This is a genomic window from Actinomadura sp. SCN-SB (genome assembly GCF_043906805.1).
GTDB lineage: Bacteria > Actinomycetota > Actinomycetes > Streptosporangiales > Streptosporangiaceae > Spirillospora.
Window position 1 is genome coordinate 1 of record NZ_JBIMPP010000064.1, and the last position, 15,908, is coordinate 15,908.

11 protein-coding genes are annotated in these 15,908 nt (G+C 72.7%); 7 read left to right on the forward strand and 4 right to left on the reverse strand.

The window, feature by feature from the left end; translation table 11 throughout:
- Window positions 1-226 precede the first annotated feature (226 nt).
- The gene (locus ACGWYJ_RS30900) at window positions 227-1,747 is read left to right on the forward strand and encodes a sodium:solute symporter family protein (RefSeq protein ID WP_395109975.1); all 1,521 of its coding nucleotides are present in this window, start codon (window positions 227-229) and stop codon (window positions 1,745-1,747) included.
- 8 nt (window positions 1,748-1,755) lie between these two features.
- Here the strand turns inward: ACGWYJ_RS30900 and ACGWYJ_RS30905 are convergent, their stop codons facing one another.
- Entirely contained in the window at window positions 1,756-2,361 is a 606-nt protein-coding gene (locus ACGWYJ_RS30905; RefSeq protein ID WP_395109976.1) for a TetR/AcrR family transcriptional regulator, read from the reverse strand.
- A gap of 116 nt (window positions 2,362-2,477) precedes the next feature.
- Here ACGWYJ_RS30905 and ACGWYJ_RS30910 point away from each other — a divergent pair, with 116 nt between their 5' ends.
- The 4 genes from ACGWYJ_RS30910 to atzF are packed head-to-tail and all read left to right on the forward strand — an operon-like array spanning window position 2,478 to window position 9,355.
- Complete coding sequence (locus ACGWYJ_RS30910; protein WP_395109977.1) at window positions 2,478-3,311, forward strand: urea amidolyase associated protein UAAP1; 834 nt, start codon at window positions 2,478-2,480, stop codon at window positions 3,309-3,311.
- Complete coding sequence (locus tag ACGWYJ_RS30915; protein WP_395109978.1) at window positions 3,308-3,997, forward strand: urea amidolyase associated protein UAAP2; 690 nt, start codon at window positions 3,308-3,310, stop codon at window positions 3,995-3,997. The genes ACGWYJ_RS30910 and ACGWYJ_RS30915 overlap by 4 nt, the downstream gene beginning before the upstream one ends.
- Window positions 3,990-7,619 carry an urea carboxylase gene (gene uca, locus ACGWYJ_RS30920; RefSeq protein WP_395109979.1) on the forward strand — a complete coding sequence of 1,210 codons (3,630 nt, stop codon included), beginning with the start codon at window positions 3,990-3,992 and terminating at the stop codon, window positions 7,617-7,619. Before ACGWYJ_RS30915 ends, uca begins: the two co-directional genes overlap by 8 nt.
- Window positions 7,616-9,355, forward strand: coding sequence for an allophanate hydrolase (atzF, locus tag ACGWYJ_RS30925; RefSeq protein WP_395109980.1), 1,740 nt, complete (start codon window positions 7,616-7,618; stop codon window positions 9,353-9,355). Before uca ends, atzF begins: the two co-directional genes overlap by 4 nt.
- Before the next feature lie 5 nt (window positions 9,356-9,360).
- Here atzF and ACGWYJ_RS30930 read toward each other — a convergent pair whose 3' ends face one another.
- On the reverse strand, window positions 9,361-9,906 hold the full coding sequence (locus ACGWYJ_RS30930; RefSeq protein WP_395109981.1) for an alpha-ketoglutarate-dependent dioxygenase AlkB: 546 nt from the start codon (window positions 9,904-9,906) through the stop codon (window positions 9,361-9,363).
- Between the two features lie 78 nt (window positions 9,907-9,984).
- Here ACGWYJ_RS30930 and ACGWYJ_RS30935 point away from each other — a divergent pair, with 78 nt between their 5' ends.
- Together ACGWYJ_RS30935 and ACGWYJ_RS30940 are read left to right on the forward strand one after the other, a co-directional pair.
- Window positions 9,985-10,740: a universal stress protein gene (locus tag ACGWYJ_RS30935; RefSeq protein ID WP_395109982.1), complete on the forward strand. Its 756-nt coding sequence runs from the start codon at window positions 9,985-9,987 to the stop codon at window positions 10,738-10,740.
- A gap of 206 nt (window positions 10,741-10,946) precedes the next feature.
- Window positions 10,947-11,936, forward strand: coding sequence for an Acg family FMN-binding oxidoreductase (locus tag ACGWYJ_RS30940; RefSeq protein WP_395109983.1), 990 nt, complete (start codon window positions 10,947-10,949; stop codon window positions 11,934-11,936).
- 542 nt (window positions 11,937-12,478) lie between these two features.
- Here the strand turns inward: ACGWYJ_RS30940 and ACGWYJ_RS30945 are convergent.
- Window positions 12,479-14,578, reverse strand: a complete 2,100-nt coding sequence (locus ACGWYJ_RS30945; RefSeq protein ID WP_395109984.1) for a DEAD/DEAH box helicase — start codon at window positions 14,576-14,578, stop codon at window positions 12,479-12,481.
- Window positions 14,575-15,906 (reverse strand): BREX system ATP-binding protein BrxD, encoded by a 1,332-nt coding sequence (gene brxD / locus ACGWYJ_RS30950; protein WP_395109985.1) that lies wholly within the window; start codon window positions 15,904-15,906, stop codon window positions 14,575-14,577. Before brxD ends, ACGWYJ_RS30945 begins: the two co-directional genes overlap by 4 nt.
- Window positions 15,907-15,908: the final 2 nt, after the last annotated feature.

Here is a 15,908-nt window from a genome sequence, read left to right on the forward strand (position 1 = left end):
CGGAAGCCCCGGAGACTGGGCGTTCGAACTCCGCGACTGAAAGCGCGATGGTGCGGACCTGAGCGACCTCTTCCGGAGACCTGAGCCACCCACCCCCGGCGCGCGGGGGCTGTGAGGACTGGTTTACCTGGCTGTTGCATGGGGCCGCCTCCGGCGTAACAGCAGGCGGGCTAACTGGACGCGACTATCGGTCGCTTGACAGAAATTCGGGCGTCCAGGAGGACGAATGATCATCGCCGGGGTGGGCCTGACGGTTCTGCTCGTGCTCGTGGTCGGCATCGCGGTGGCCCGCTTCGTCGACGGCGATTCCACCAACTATCTCGTCGCCGGGCGGCAGCTCGGCGTGCCGCTGGTGTCGGTCGCGCTGGCCACCGCCGCCGTCGACTCCAACGCCACCATCGGCAACACCGACCTGTCGGCCGACCTGGGGTTCTGGGCGGGCGCCTCGCTGGCGCTGGGGCTGGCCATCTGCCTGCTGCTGGCCGGGCTCTTCCTGGCCAAGCCGATGAACCGGATGGGGCTGATGACCCTCGCGGACTTCTTCGCGCGCCGCTACACGCGCCGCGTCGAGGTCGGCGCGGGCGTGCTCATGGTCGTGGCGTTCACCGTGCTGCTGGCCGGGAACCTGGTCGCCCTCGGGTTCCTGATGGACAGGTTCGCCGGGGTCCCCTACGAGCTGGGCGTCGTCGTCGCCATCGCGCTCATCCTGGCCTACACCGTCGGCGGCGGGCTGTTCTCGGACGTCTACACCGCCGTCATCCAGGCCGCCATCACCATCGGCGCCACCCTCGCGCTGTTCGGCTGGGTGGTCGCCGACCACGGGATCAGCGTCCCGGACGGGGCCGGGCCCTTCGACCTGGGGCAGCTGACCGATCCGGCGCAGGGCGCCGCCATCAACTGGGCGACGCTGGTCTCGCTCGGCATCGGCGACCTGGTCGCCATCGACTTCATGCAGCGCATCTTCGGCGCCCGCAGTCCCGAGGCGGCGCGCCGCGCCTGTTTCGTCGGCGCCGGTTTCACCGCGCTCATCGGCGTGGTGTGGTCGCTGATCGCGCTGACCGGCGCCGCCGAGCTCGGGCTGAAGCCCGCCGACGGGCCCGTCATCTACCAGTTGCTCGACGGCGGGGCGCCGGTGCTGCTCGCCGTGCTCGTGCTGTCCGGGGTCGTGGCCGCGTCGTTCTCCACCGGGTCGGGCGCCGTGCTGGCCACCTCGGCGGTGACGGTCCGCAACATCGCCGGTCTCAAGCGCGGCGTCGAGCCGGGCCGCAAGGACCCGCTGCTGCGGTGGGTGCGCATCGCGATGCTGCCCGTCGCGGTCTGCGCCACGCTCCTGGCCGTACGGGTCTCGCAGACCGGCATCCTGCTGACGCTCGCGTTCGACCTCATGCTGGCCTGCCTGATCGGGCCGTTCCTGCTCGGGGTGTTCTGGCGGCGGTCGACGGCGATGGGCGCGCTGGTGGGCATGGGCGTGGGGCTGGTCGTCCGGCTGGTGTTCCTCGCGCTGACCCCGACCCTCTACGGCCTGCCGAACGACCTCTTCCACGTCGAGAACGGACTGGTGGGGGAGGGGTTCGACGGATGGGCCACGCTGCTCGCCGGCGCGCTCGGCCTCGCCGCGTTCGTCCTGGCCTCGCTGGCCAGCCGTTCGCGCGACGAGGAGGAGCGCGACCTGCGGTCCTTCGACTACCGGGTGGTGGACGTGCCCGAGCCGGAGGCCCCGGGCGGCGTGCCCGTCGCCGGGGTGTGACCGGCCGCTCAGCGGCCGACGATCCTCAGCGCGGCCTCGGCGATGCGGTCCCCGGTGCCCGCGGGCATCGGGGCGCCGCCCGCGCGCTGACGGCACAGGATCACGCTCTCCACGAGCCCGAACACGAGGTCGGCGACGGCCCCGTGCTCGGGCTCCGGAGCGTCCGGCAGGCACTGCTCGACCAGGGCGCGGTAGGCGCCGACCAGGCGGTCGCGCTCGGCGCGGAAGGGGGACAGGGCCTCGTCGGCGACCTCGGGCAGCAGGTAGAGCGCGCCGAGGTTGCGGGGGCTGGTCGCCAGGAGGTCGGCGTCGTAGGCGCACAGGCGGCGCAGCCGCTCGCGGGGCGGCAGCCCGTTCTCGCCGGCGATCCGCTCCGCCATGACGATCGACGGCCGGACCGTCTGCAGGAGCAGGGCGAGCAGCACCTCGTGCTTGTTGGCGAAGTAGTGGTACAGCGTCGCCTGGGAGATGCCCGCCGCCTTGGCCAGCCGGTAGGTGCTCACCGAGCCGAACCCCGCCGTGCAGAAGAGGTCGGCCCCCGCGTCCAGGATGTCCTGCTCCGTGCTGCCCGAGAGAGAGGGGCCCTTGGTCCGGGGGCGTCCGCGTCCTGCCATGGACGGAACGTAGCAGGATCGCCGATTTACATGCCGTTCACACGTCTGAGATCTGGCGCGTCACCGCGCCGGTTTCACTTTTCTGTTGATCGACAGAAAGTCGGAGGAGGTAAGCCGTGCCCGCAGCGACCGCCACGACGGCAGGAGCCAGGGAACACGCCCGTGCCCAGGAGGGGACCGTCGTCTACGCCGCGCCGACCGTCCCGGCCTCGTCGCAGACCGACGTCCCGGACGGTGTCGCGCCGGAGGACGTCGTCTGGAGCGACCGCCTGCCCGGCGGCGGCTACGCCCACCGCGTGCTGGCTCCCGGCATGCGGGTGCGCCTGACCGACGTCACCGGTGACGCCTGCGCGCAGGTCGTGCTGTACCACGCCGACATGCCGTGGGAGCGGCTGAACATCGCCGACACCGCCAAGATCCAGTGGCAGGTGTACCCGCGCGCGGGCTACCTGCTGCTCAGCGACCAGGCACGGGTGCTCGCGACGATCGTCGAGGACACCTCCGGTCACCACGACACGATCTACGGCGCGTCCACCAAGGCCCGCAACGAGCGCCGCTACGGGGACGGCTCCGTGCACGGCCCCAGCCCCGCCGGACGCGAGCTCCTGGTCAACGGGGCCCTCAAGAACGGCCTGGAGCGGCGCGACGTGCCCCCGGCGATCTCGTTCTTCCAGGGCGTGCGCATCGACGACGGGCGTCCCGTCTGGCAGGGGTCGGCGGGGGCGGGCGCGCAGGTCACGCTGCGCACCGAGCTGCCCGTCGTCGTGCTCGTCGCCAACGCCGCCCACCCCCTCGACCCGCGCGAGCGGTACACCTGCGGCGCGCTGGAGGTCCTGGCCTGGCGCGACCGCGTCACCACCCCCGAGGACCCGGAGTGGACGGCCACCCCCGAGGGACGCCGCGCCTTCGAGAACACCGCCGACCACCGCGCAGGACGGAGCACCCGATGAGCGTCACCCACCTCGGCACGAAGACCCCGGGCGACCCGGCCGCCGCCGAGGCGTCCATCACCGCGGCCGCGGCGCGGTTCGGCGCGATCGTCCACCGCGAGACCGTGCCCCCCCGCGCCCCCTGGTCCCGCGTCCTGAAGGCGGGGGAGGTCCTGACCATCGTGGACCTGGACGGCAACCAGGCCGTCGACTTCCTCGCCTACGACGCCCACGACCACTCGCGCGCGTACAGCGCCCAGGCCACGCTCCAGGAGCAGGACTCGGTGTTCCTGACCACCGGCTCCGTCCTGCGCGACAACGAGGGCGAGGCCCTGCTGGTCATCGCCGCCGACGGCGTGGGCCGCCACGACACCCTCGGGGGCGCCTGCTCCCGGGAGTCCAACACGCTGCGCTACGGCCACCACACCTACGCCCAGCACGCCTGCGCCGACAACTTCATCAACGAGCTGTCCAAGTACGGGATGGGCAAGCGCGACCAGGTCTCCAACATCAACTGGTTCATGAACGTCCCGGTCGACCCGGACGGCGCGCTCGGCATCGTCGACGGCATCTCCGCGCCCGGCCTGGCCCTGTCGCTGCGCGCGGAGAAGGACACGCTGGCGGTGGTGTCGAACTGCCCGCAGATCAACAACCCCTGCAACGGCTTCGACCCGTCCCGCGTGGAGATGGTGGTGCACCGTGGCTGACCGGTCACACGGGCGGCTCGGCGTCTCCACGGTCCTGGTCGCCAACCGGGGCGAGATCGCCTGCCGCGTGATCCGGTCCGCCAGATCCCTCGGCCTGCGCACCGTCGCCGTGTTCTCCGAGGCCGACCGGGGCGCCGCGCACGTCCTGGCCGCGGACGAGGCCGTCCTGCTCGGCCCCGCCGCGCCCGCGCAGTCGTACCTGAACGCCGAGGCCGTGCTGCGCGCCGCCAAGGAGACCGGCGCCGACGCCGTCCACCCCGGCTACGGCTTCCTGTCCGAGGACGCCGACTTCGCCGAGGCGGTCGAGGGCGCCGGAATGGTGTTCGTCGGCCCGACCCCCGCGCAACTGCGCGCCTTCGGCGACAAGCACACGGCGCGGGCGGCGGCCGTGGCCGCGGGCGTGCCGGTCTTCCCCGGCACCGGCCTGCTCCGGGACGCCGAGCACGCGGTGGCCGAGGTCGGGCGCATCGGGTACCCGGTGATGCTCAAGGCCACGGGCGGGGGCGGCGGCATCGGCATGAGCGTGTGCCGGGACGCCGCCGAGCTGCGCGCGGCCTACGCCCGCGTCACGTCCCTGGCCGAGCGCTCCTTCGGCTCCGGCGGGGTGTTCGCCGAGCGGTACGTCGCCAGCGCCCGCCACGTCGAGGTCCAGGTCTTCGGGGACGGGGCGGGCGGCGTCGTCACCCTCGGAGACCGCGACTGCTCCCTTCAGCGCCGCAACCAGAAGGTCGTCGAGGAGGCGCCCGCCCCGGCGCTGCCCGCCGAGGTGAGGCGGCGGCTGCACGACTCGTCCCGGGCCCTGGCCGCCGGGATCGGATACCGGTCGGCGGGGACCGTCGAGTTCGTCTACGACCCCGAGCGCCGGGAGGCGTCCTTCCTGGAGGTCAACGCCCGCCTCCAGGTCGAGCACCCCGTGACCGAGCAGGTCACCGGCATCGACCTCGTCGAGTGGATGCTGCGCCTGGCCGGTGGCGACGCCGCCTTCCTCGCCCCGTACGTGCGGACGGGCGCCGTGCCCGTGCGCGGCCACGCCGTCGAGGCCCGCGTCTACGCCGAGGACCCGGCCAACGGCTTCCGCCCGTCCGCGGGCCCGCTCACCCGCGTGGACCTGCCCGAGGGGGACGGCGTCCGCGTCGACGCGTGGGTCACGACGGGCACCGACGTCACCACCGCCTACGACCCCCTGCTCGCCAAGGTCATCGCCACGGGCGCCGACCGCGACGACGCGCTGGGCCGCCTCGGCGGCGCGCTCGCCGCGACCCGCCTGGACGGCATCGAGGTCAACCTCGGGATGCTGCGCGCCGCCGTGCGCCTGCCCGAGTTCCGGGCCGCCGAGCACACCACGTCCACCCTGACCGGCCTGGGAGACCCCGAGCCCCGCATCACCGTGGGACGCGCGGGCCTCATGACCACCGTGCAGGACGCCGACGGCCGCCTGGGCCACTGGCAGGTCGGCGTGCCGCCGTCGGGCGCCATGGACGACCGCTCGCTGCGCCTGGCCAACCTCGCGCTCGGCAACGACGAGAACGCCGCCGGCCTGGAGTGCACCGCGGGCGGCCCCGCACTCACCTTCACCCACGACACCACCGTGTGCGTGGCCGGTGCCCCGTCCCCGGTCACCGTCGACGGGGCTGCGGTCCCGATGTGGGAGCCGGTGCGCGTACCGGCAGGCGCCACACTGGACGTGGGCGCTCCCGAGGCCGGGCTGCGCACCTACATCGCGTTCGCGGGCGGCGGTCTGGACGTCCCCGCCTATCTGGGGTCGACGGCCACGTTCACCCTGGGCGGGTTCGGCGGCCACGGCGGTCGCGCCCTGCGTCCAGGGGACGTCCTGCGGACGCGCGGGGACACAGAGGGCGCGGAAACCGCGCCCGTCCCGGCATCCCGCCGTCCCCGGTTCGGCACGCACTGGGAACTGCTCGTCACCGAGGGCCCGCACGCGGCCCCCGAGTTCTTCACCCGCGCGGACATCGACGGGCTCTACGCCACCGACTACGAGGTCCACTTCAACTCCGCGCGCACGGGCGTGCGCCTGATGGGACCCAAACCGGCCTGGGCCCGCCCGGACGGCGGAGAGGCCGGCCTGCATCCGTCCAACATCCACGACACCCCCTACTCGGTGGGCGCCCTGGACTTCACCGGCGACACCCCCATCCTGCTCGGCCCGGACGGTCCCAGCCTCGGCGGGTTCGTGTGCCCGCTCACCGTCGTCTCCGCCGACCGCTGGAAGCTGGGGCAGCTGCGTCCCGGCGACACCGTGCGGTTCGTGCCCGTCCGGCTCGCGGACGCGCCCGATCCCCGCGGCCTCGATCTGCCCTCGCCGCCCTCGTTCGTCCCGGGCGGGGACGGCGACGACGGCGTGCTGCGCCGCCTCGGCGACGGCGAGACGTCGGGCCCCGCGGTGACCTACCGGCGCCAGGGCGACGACTCGGTCCTGGTGGAGTACGGCGAGATGGTCCTCGACCTGCGCCTGCGCGCCCGCGTGCACGCCCTGCACACCGCACTGGAGGAACGCGCCGAACGCGGCGTCCTGGACATCACGCCGGGCATCCGCTCCCTCCAGGTGCACGTGGACCCGTCCGTGCTGCCCGTGCCCGCGCTGCTCGGGCTGCTGGAGGAGATCGAGCGGTCCCTGCCGCCCGTCTCCGAGCTCACCGTGCCCTCGCGCACCGTCCGCATGCCGCTGAGCTGGGACGATCCCGCCACCCGCGAGGCCATCGAGCGGTACATGGCCGGCGTGCGCGACGACGCGCCCTGGTGCCCCTGGAACATCGAGTTCATCCGCCGGATCAACGGCCTGGACTCCGTCGACGACGTCTACGCGACCGTCTTCGAGGCCACCTACCTCGTGCTCGGCCTCGGCGACGTCTACCTGGGCGCGCCCGTCGCGACCCCGCTGGACCCCCGCCACCGCCTCGTCACGACCAAGTACAACCCGGCCCGCACCTGGACGGCGGAGAACTCCGTCGGCATCGGCGGCGCCTACCTGTGCGTCTACGGCATGGAGGGCCCCGGCGGCTACCAGTTCGTCGGGCGCACCCACCAGGTCTGGCGCAGGCATCCCGACGACGGCCGGGACCCGTGGCTGCTCAGGTTCTTCGATCGGATCTCCTGGTATCCCGTCTCCGCCGAGGAACTCCTCGACATCCGCGCCGACGTGGCCGCCGGGCGCCGCGGGCTGGAGGCCGCCGAGGGGACGTTCTCCCTCGCCGAGCACGAGCGGTTCCTGGAAGAGAACGCCGAGTCCATCGCCGCGTTCCGCGCCGCCCAGGCCGCCGCGTTCGGCGCCGAACGCGACGCGTGGGAGGCGGCGGGCGAGTTCGAGCGCGCGGCGGCCGCGGAGGAGGCCACCGTGCCCGCGCCGGTGGACGTCCACGTCCCCGAGGGCGGCACCCGCGTGGACGCGCCGTTCGTCGCCAACGTGTGGAAGGTCGACGTCGCGCCCGGCGACGTCGTCGAGGCCGGGCAGACCCTCGTCACCCTGGAGGCCATGAAGATGGAGGCACCCATCACGGCTCCCCGCGCGGGCGTCGTCGACGCGATCCTCGCGGGCGCGGGCGACCAGGTCGCCCCCGGCGAGGCGCTCGTGGTGCTGGCGCCGCACGCGGAGGGGGCGGAATGACCACCGAGACCACGACCGGCGCGCGGCGGCTCGCCGCGGACGCGGGGTCACCGCGTCCCGAGGCGTGGATCTGGCGCCTGCCGGAAGCGGAGGTCACGGCCGGCGCGGCCACCGGTCCGCTGGCCGGGCTGCGGCTGGCCGTCAAGAACAACGTGGACGTCCAGGGCGTCCCGACGACCGCCGCCTGCCCCGGGTTCGCCCAGGGACCGGCCGCGGCGGACGCGCCCGCCGTGGCGCGGCTGCGGGCCGCCGGCGCGGCACTGGTCGGCGCCACCAACCTCGACCAGTTCGCCACGGGTCTCGTCGGGCAGCGCAGCCCCTACGGACGCGTGCGGTCCGCCCACCGCGCCACGCATGTGTCCGGCGGGTCGTCGTCCGGGTCCGCCGTGGCCGTCGCCACGGGCGAGGCCGACATCGCGATCGGCACCGACACCGCCGGGTCCGGGCGCGTCCCGGCCGCGTTCAACGGGATCGTGGGGATCAAGCCCACCCTCGGCACCGTCTCCACGGACGGGGTCGTCCCGGCGTGCCGCTCCTACGACACCGTGACGATCTTCGCCCGCGATCCGGGCACCGCGTCCCTGGCCATGTCGGTGATGGCGGGCGGGCCCGGGACGCGTGCCTGGCCCGCCGACGCCCCGCTCGCCGCCCCGCACGCGGCCCGCGTCGCCATCCCGGACGACCTGCCCGCCGTGGCGCCGGGTTGGGCCGAGGCGTTCACCGCGGCGGCCGACCGGCTCCGGGCCGATGGCTGCACGGTCGGACCGATCCCCTTCGCCCGCTTCCTGGAGACCGCGCGCCTGCTGTACGACGGCGCCCTCGTCGCCGAACGGCACGCCGCCGTGGGCGACTTCATCGACGCCCACCTCGACGACGCCGGTGCCGGCCTCGACCCGACGGTCGCGGGGATCATCCACAGGGCGGGCCTGGTCACGGGCTCGGCGCTCTCCCGCGACCAGGCCCGCCTGAAGGACCTGCACCGGGAGTGCATGGCGCTGCTGGAGGGCTTCGACGCCCTCCTCGTGCCGACCGCGCCCTTCCACCCGTCCGTGGCCGAGGTCGCCGCCGACCCGCTCGGCACCAACGCCCGCCTCGGCACCTACACCAACTTCTGCAACCTGCTCGACCTGTGCGCCGTCGCCGTCCCGTCCGGGACGGTCGACGAGGGAGAGGCCGGTGCCGCCCAGTTCGGCGTCACCGTCGTCGCCCGCGCGTTCCACGACGCCGCCGCCCTCGACCTCGCCTCGCGCGTCATGGTCCCGGCGGACCCTCCCGCGGAGACGTTCCCGGGCGCCGACCTCACCCCGTCCCTGGACGTCCCGCCGCTGCCGTGGCCCGCCGCGATCACCGGGGCCGTGGACCTGTTCGTCGTCGGCGCGCATCTGCGCGGCCAGCCCCTGGAAGGGGAACTACGAGCCCTGGGCGCCCGCTGGGCGGGGGAGGCCACGACCGCCCCGGCGTACCGCCTCACGGCGCTGGACACGACACCCCCCAAACCCGGGATGAGCCGCGTCACCACGGGCGGAACGTCCATCGCGGGGGAGGTCTGGCAGCTCACCCCGGGCGCGCTGGGCCGCTTCCTGGCCGCCCTCCCCGCGCCCATGACGCTGGGCCAGGTCGAACTTTCCGACGGCCGCCGCGTGGTCGGCTTCGGCGCCACCGCCGACGCGATCGCCTCGGGTCAGGACATCACCGTCCACGGGTCGTGGAAAGCCTGGCTCGCCACCCGTACCTAGGCCGGTCAAAGGGTCGTGCGCAGGGTCACGGACACCCGCCGACCGCGGGGCACGCGTCCGTTCGGTCCGGGATCGGTCTTGCGCGCCGGGATGGAGTGACGCCAGGTGAAGCGTGCCGGGCCGGTCATCACGCACAGGCTGCCGACGTCGAGACGTACGGGCACGCGCGTGCCGTCCTCCGGGTGAAGGAACTCCATGACGCAGGCCGACAGCAGGCTGACCGAGGCGACGACCGGTCCGAAGCTGGGGACGCGGTCGACGTGGGCGCTGATCCCCTGGCCGGGGAGGTACTCGTTCACGATCACCTGATCGGGCGGCCGGTCGAAGTGGCCGTCCTCGTGCAGCCGCCGGGCCAGCGCGACCGCCCACGCGGGCAGCGGCGGTGCCGGAGCGCCGCCCACGCTGCGGTTGCCGTAGTCGTAGCGGTGGCCGTAGTGCTGGACTCGCCGCCGCAGCTGCGACGACCAGGGCGCGGCGTCGATCTCCGCCACGAGCCGCCGCTGCTCGTCCTCGTCCAGCCAGCGGTCGAGACACACGAGACCCGGAACCATGATCGAGAATCTAGCCGACAACGGTCGATCCGGTGCGAAGTCGGCGCACGCCTTTCTACGTCGCGGACGACGGCGATCGTGCTGGCAGGATTCCTGGCATGGACGATGCCGACGCCCGTGTCACGCTGGGGCTGCTGGGCGCGTGGGTACGTCACCGCGTCCGGCGGCAGGATCCTGCGGGCCGCCGAACGGCTGGCCCGTGACCACCGTCCCGGCATCGAGGTGACCACCGAACTGGTCGCCGACAGCACCGCCAAGGCCCTGCGCGAGCAGTCCCGCCGCGCCTTCGAGCTGGTGGTCGGGCACCGAGGGCTGGGCGGGTTCGCCGGCCTGTTGCTCGGCTCGACCGGGCTGCGCGTGGCCGCCCACGCCGCCGGTCCGGTCGTGGTCGTACGCGGCGACTCCGACACCGTCCATGGCGAGATCGTCGTCGGCCTGGGCCTGGTCGCCGACCCCGACGTGGCGCTCGGCTACTCCTTCGAGGCCGCCGCGGCGCGCGAGGCCCGGGTCCGGGTGCTGCACGCCTGGCGGCTGGGCGATGCCATCACCGACCTGCGGCAGCAGGTCGACGTGAAGGCCGTGGAGGAGAAGCTGCACCGGCGGATCCTCGGGGCGCACGCCCGCCGGCGCAAGGCGTACCCGGGCGTCGAGGTGGTCGAGGACGTGCTGCGCGAGCACGCCGTCGTCGCACTGACCGACGCTTCGCGCGAGGCCGACCTGGTCGTCGTGGGCGCGCACGATCACGACTGGTTCGAGGTTCCCAGACTCGGAACGGTCAGCCACGGCGTGATCCACCACGCCCACTGCCCGGTCGCGGTCGCCCGAACCAGATGAGGCGAACACGCGTGGACACCCGTCCCGCGGAGCCGCCGCCCGCTGGCCGTGGCTGGAGGCGATCACGCCGCCGACCATCAGGGTCGCCGGCATGCCCACCGCCCGTACACGGGGCCCTCGGGACGAAGGTCCCTGGTCGGAGGGGCTTTGGGACGGTGCCGCCGGACACCCCTCCCGGCACGCTGGGCGCATCGGACAGCTCACGGTTGGAGGTCATCCCCATGGTCAGCGCCATACGTCCCGCGGCCGGACGTGGAGATACGGTTTCCAGACGAGTACGGGCTGGGCAGGCGGCTCGCTTCGTCGTCCGCGCGGCGATCCTGGCGCCGTCCGCGCACAACACGCAGCCCTGGCGGTTCATCGACCGGCCCAGCGGTCTGGAGTTGTGGGCCGATCCGTCGCGAAGGCTGCGTGTCGCCGATGCGGCGGGTCGCGAGATGGTGATCAGCTGTGGCGCGGCGCTGTTCAACGCGAGGCTGGCCGTCCGGCACCTGGGCTTCACTCCGCGTGTACGGCTGCTGCCCGATCCGGCCCACCCCGATCTGCTCGCCAGAATCACCTGGGGAGCCAGAACGGCACCGCGGCCATACGAGGAATCGCTGTATCGGGCGATGCGGCACCGCCACACCCACCGCGGTCCCTTCTTGACGACCGCGCTTCCGCCCACGCTGCCGACCGTGCTGGCAGGCATCGCCCGGCATGAAGGCGCCGGACTACGGATCGTCCACGATGACCGGCAGCGGGCGTTGCTGGAGGCGCACGTCCAGGTGGCGCAGGCGATCCAGCGCCTTGATGCACGTTTCTCCGGCGAACTGGATGCGTGGGCGGCTCCGGGCCGCGACCATGCCGCCGGGTCGCCGTGGGGATTCCCACTCCCCGCCGGTCGCCGGGACGCTGATCGACCAGTCGATCCGCGCGCCGTGGGAACGGTAGCGGTGCTCACCACCCGCGAAGACAGAAGGACGGATTGGCTGCTGGCCGGACAGGCCCTCCAGCATGTCCTGCTGCACGCGGCAACGGCCCAGGTGAGCGCGGCCTTCCACACCCAGCCCTTGGAATTGCCCTACCTACGAACGGCGGTACGGCGGGACCTGGGGTGCGGGCATCCCCAGATGGTGTTGCGACTAGGCCACACGGAGCACAGCCTGCCTAGCTCGCGACGACCCGTCACCGACGTCCTCAGCGCCAAAGGCTGACCGCCTCCGCACACCCAAGCAGACGCCGACCTCGGGCTGATCAGACCGGCAGGGCGAGCCACCGACTGGTTCCAGCACACGACCGCGACGACGCGGATCGTGACCGCACCCGACGCACTCCGACTGCTTGCCGAACACGGACGAACCCGCCGCATCCGCAACGCAGCAGGCCGCCGACGACATCCGCTGAATCCGCCACGCCGGCTTGATCCACAACTTCGCCGAACGGCGCAGCCTTCTCTTGCCGAGTGTTCAGGCCGGTGCCTGCGGATAAAGCGCAGGACGGATCTCAGCGAGCATCTCGCGCAGTTCGGCGGCGCCCTGACGAACTTGTGCACTGGCATCAAGCGACACGGGGAACACCCGAGACGCCCCAGAGGTTGACCCGCCGCTTATCGATCCCGCCACGCCGGGATTAACTAATAATGGCGGCATTCGTGTGCCTCGGCGGCGCTGCCGCACGAGCACCCACCAAGGTCCGCGTACTCCCGCTGCATATCGGCTTGGGTTCACGCTGGCGGGGGAGTGGGAGGTAGAGGCGCTCAGCCATGGAACCGTGCGGGTTCGCGGAGTACCGCCGCCGCGTTGTCGAGATCGGCCAGGCGGGCGGCGAGCGTCGCCATTGCCAGACGCTGGGGTAGGGCCTCGTTGAACTTCAATCCGCGCAGAGCCCGGTCATCGACATCGGGCAGGCAGAGACGTTCGAGGGCGTCGGCCGTGCCCGCCTTCCACATGGCCGACGTCAGATCGGAGCGCAACCGGATCCACTCGTCCTGGAAGCGCTGCTTGTCGTCGGCGATCCCGGCGAGGGTCGCGGCCAGCACGGCGTTCGCCCGGTGGCCCGCCCACGTCCACCAGCGCACGTCCTCGCCATCGCGGCGGATGACGAGGCCACCGGGATGGACGGTGCCAAGGTCGTGATCGCGGACTTCCGCGAGCGCCCGTACGGCACGGTCGGTCATCGAGACCTGCGGATCCTCTCCCAGGAGAACGGAACGGCGGGCGCGGACCAGCGCGAAGCCCGCCCCTCCGATAGCGGTTCCGAACCAGCGTGCCCGCCCGGGGAGATCGGACGGCTCGACGAAGCAACGGCGACGTTTCCAGTCGGTCCAGGTGACCCGCCAGCTCCGTCCGGCCAGGAGCAGCACTCTCGGGCCGTCGACCTTCTCGGTGAGCAGCATCGGATCGGTCCTGCCGATCTCCTTGCGCCCGGACAGGACGGTGAACTCGGGCGGAGCGGTGAACACCGCGGTCATGTCCATGAAGTGGCGGCGGCCGAAGCGCTCCTCGGCGGCCGGGCCGATGAACAGGAACTCCCCATCCCGCTCGATGAAGCCATGGTCGATGAGATGGCGGACGATGGGCGCGGCGCCGGCGTCGAAGGGCGGTAGCCCGTTCCATGCTTCCGGCCACACTCCCCGCCCGATCTTGTGTTCCTGCAGGCAGAGCGCCATGAATTGCTGGGCGACGATGTGCCGGGGTTCGGGCGGGGCCTGTACCGGTTCGACGAAGCCGCGCCGCCAGAGCAGCAGCAGAGCCGCCGCGTCGACCAGCGCCGCATGGTCGAGGGCCAGGAACAGGCAGTTCCGGGCCGTGCCGGGACGGCGACCGGTGCGCCCGAGCCGTTGAAGGAACGAGGCGACGGTGCCGGGCGCGTTGATCTGGATGACGCGGTCCAGGTCGCCGACGTCGATGCCGAGTTCGAGGGTGCTGGTCGCGACGATGACACAGTCGCGGGCCTCGGCGAACGCCTGCTCGGCCCGCCGCCGTTCATCGAGGGAGAGGGACGCGTGGGAGAGGAACGTGGTCACGCCACGTGCTCGCAGCGCCGCGCCGAGTTCCTCCACGAGCGCCCGTGAATCGCAGAAGACCAGGCGTTTCTCGCCACGGTGCAAGGCGGCGATCACCTTGGCGGCGTTCGGGACCGAGCCCACGTGGTCCAGCTCGATGGCGCCTTCGGTGGTGCTTCCCTTTTCTGATCCTGGGGCGATGACCGAGGCGGGACGGATACCACGCCCGGAGCCCTGGAGCCAGTGCAGGAGTTCGCCGGGGTTACCGACGGTCGCGGACAATCCGATCCGCTGGATGGGCCCGCCGGTGATGCGGGTGAGGCGTTCGAGGACGGCCAGGAGGTGCCAGCCCCGGTCGTCACCGGCGAAGGCATGGACCTCGTCGACCACGACGGCACGCAGGTCAGCGAAGAATCGCCGCTGATCCACCTTGACGCTCACCAGCATCGCTTCGAGCGACTCAGGGGTGGTGAGCACGATGTCGGGAGGATCTCGCAGGATGCGCCGCCGCGCGGAGTCGGGGACATCACCGTGCCACAGTGCGACCGTGCGGCCGAGCCAGGCGGCATAGCTCTCCAGCCTTGGCAGCAGGTTGTTGAGCAGCGCCTTCAGGGGGCATACATACACGACCGAGAGTCCGGTCCAGCCCTGCTGCTCCATGGCCGAGAGGAGGGGGAAGACCGCCGCTTCGGTCTTGCCTCCGGCGGTGGGCGCCAGCAGGATCGCGTCCGAGCCGTCCAGCAGGGGACCGATGGCTTCGTCCTGGAGAGGCCGCAGCGAGCGCCAGCCCAGCGTGTTCACGATGTGGTGGACGAGCACAGGGGACAGCCGGTTGAAGTTTTCCCCGGTCACGGCAGTTCCAGCTCGACATCTCCCGCGCCGGCCGCGGCGGCGCTGCGCTCGGGCTCGTTGAGCTCATTCTCCGAGATCGTGAGCGCGTAATCCCGGCGCGGGTCGAAATCGCCGAACTCCTCGACCCTGTCCAGGACGTCGGCGACCAGCTTGCGCAGGAACACACGCGGCGCGACACCGACCTGGCCGCCGAGCCCGCCGGTCACAGCGGTGGCGAGCTGCCCGATGTAGGCGTCGTCCACCGTGGAGGTGATCCGGTCGGGACGACGGGACGCGGACGCGTACAGATCGCGGACACGGCGCCCGAGCTCCCCGAGCCGCGACAGGTCGAAGCCGGTCAGCCTGAGCTGCACCGCGCGTGGGGAGTCGAAGCGCGGATCGGTGGTGAAATCGGTGGCGAGCCGCTGCGCGAGCGGAGGCAGCCGCTGGACGCCCTGCTGCCCGTCGAAGAACGCCGGAGTTCCCGTGATCACAAGGAAGAGGCCGGGGAAGCGTCCGCCGTCGATCTCGTCGAGCAGTTGCCGGAGCGCGTTCAGTCCACGCTCGCGGACGTCGCCGCGTACCCGCTGCAGGGTCTCGATCTCGTCGAGGACGACCAGCAGCCCGGGGTGGCCGCCGTCGCGGAGCACGGTGAGCAGGCCCTGAAGGAAGCCGAGCGCGGCGAAGTGGTCCAGATCGCCGCGTACGCCGGCGGCCCGCCGGGCCGAGGCGGCGACGGACTTCTGCCCGCCGATCCAGGCGATGAGCGCTTCGGCGGTGGCGGTGTCCCCTGCCGAGCGTGCGTGCCGGTAGCCGCGGAGCGCGGCGGCGAAGGCGGGGGTCGTCCGGGCGACGACGGCGAGCCGTTCTTCCATCAGCTCGTCGACCGCCCGGGCCAGGCCCTCGGCGTCGTCGTCGGCGATCTCGCCGGCGTCGAGGACCTCCTCCTCCAGCGTGTAGAACCACACGTCGATGACGGGGCGCAGCGCACTGGCGGCGTGGGTGGCGGTGGCGAGCCGTTCGGTGAGACGGCGGTAGACCGTCTCCAGCCGGTGCAGCGGCGTCTCGGTCTCGGAGATCTGGATCTCGGTGACGGCCAGGCCCGCACGCTTGGCACGTTCCCCAAGCCAGCGGGCGAAGAAGGTCTTCCCCGCCCCGTAGTCGCCGCGTATCGCGTGGAACGCCGCTCCCCCTTTGGCGACGGTCGCCAGCTCGTCGTCCAGGGTCGCGGTGAACCGGTCCAGGCCGACGGCGAGCAGGTCCAGGCCGGCCTGCGGCACGGTACCGCGCCGCAACGCGTCCATGACCTCACGTCGACGCGCCGCGCTGACCGCTCCCGTCTCGCTCACTC